This is a genomic window from Endozoicomonas sp. ONNA2 (assembly GCF_024606365.1).
In the GTDB taxonomy this organism is placed as follows: domain Bacteria; phylum Pseudomonadota; class Gammaproteobacteria; order Pseudomonadales; family Endozoicomonadaceae; genus Endozoicomonas.
In genome coordinates this window covers 1-1,067 of sequence record NZ_JAHHPO010000156.1, presented here as the reverse complement: position 1 = coordinate 1,067, position 1,067 = coordinate 1, and the positions used below count along the sequence as shown (strand labels likewise).

Genomic DNA, 1,067 nt, shown 5'->3' with positions numbered 1-1,067 from the left:
AATCCAGGCCACTTCCACTTCATCCATGGTATCAAACGGAATCATGATTTTGTGGGTAAAGCGCCCTTCCGGCACGGTACCAAAGGTTTCACCGGCGCGGAGTTTATCGCCGATTTTAGCCACAGCAGTGAATGCCCAGTTCTGGGTACGGTCCAGAGACTCAACCTGAACGCCCCGCTGCAAGAAGCGACCGTACAGATTCGCCAGACGCTCCAGCGGGTTCTGCAGCCCGTCGTAAATCATGCTGAGAATACCGGGCCCCAAATCCACAGACAGCATGTGGCCGCTCTGGATAACCATGTCACCCACAGCGACACCACGGGTTTCCTCAAACACCTGAATATCCGCCGTGTTGCCACGGACCCGGAGAATCTCAGCCATCAGCTGCTCAGCCACCGCTTCATTGGCGCGTCGGCTGGGCAGTACGTAAACCACCTCGTTCTTGACCAGCGGTTTTCGCTCGCCACTGTGGCCAATGATGCTCTCGATGGTAATGATATCACCCATCACCGCTACTACCCGGGCAGAGGTCTGCTGCATCAGATCTGTTTTTGTCTCTTCAGTCATGTGTATATCCGTTGTCGTTTAATCCGGAGCACCCGGCAATTGGCGGGCAAATTCGCCCAATGCCTGGTGGGTCAGCTCATTAAACCGAACCACTGCCTCTTCGCCATTGTAGGAGGTCCAGCGGGCAACAAGATTCCAGCGAAGCAGATAGATCACCACCGCTTCAAAATCAAAACGATGTCTGGCACCAAGCTCGTTCAGCTTGTTCCACACCGCTTCCATCACTGTTTTTTCCAGCGTCAGGTAGTCTTTTTTGCCCAGGCATTCAACCGCCACCGGGATCCATGGGAATGCATTTTGTAAACCGAGGGTTGGATGATTCCAGTTGCGGCGGATGTAGGCGTAGCGGCTACCATAGCTCCACTTCGCAGACGTCGGAGCCTGTATACCATTGGCCTTGCGTCGCAAGGCAGCAGCAATGGTTCGCATATCAAGACGCCAATTCACCAGCTCTTTCAGATCGGGGCTGTCCAACTCCTGCAACAGGCGCTCTGCCAGGT

1 protein-coding gene and 1 pseudogene are annotated in these 1,067 nt (G+C 54.6%); both read right to left on the bottom strand.

What is annotated here, in order from left to right; genetic code table 11:
• Nucleotides 1–567, bottom strand: a pseudogene (locus KDK14_RS02870) (V-type ATP synthase subunit A); the annotation flags it as partial.
• Between the two features lie 18 nt (nt 568–585).
• On the bottom strand, nt 586–1,067 hold a 482-nt coding region (locus tag KDK14_RS02865; RefSeq protein ID WP_257263514.1), incomplete at its 5' end, for a DUF2764 family protein.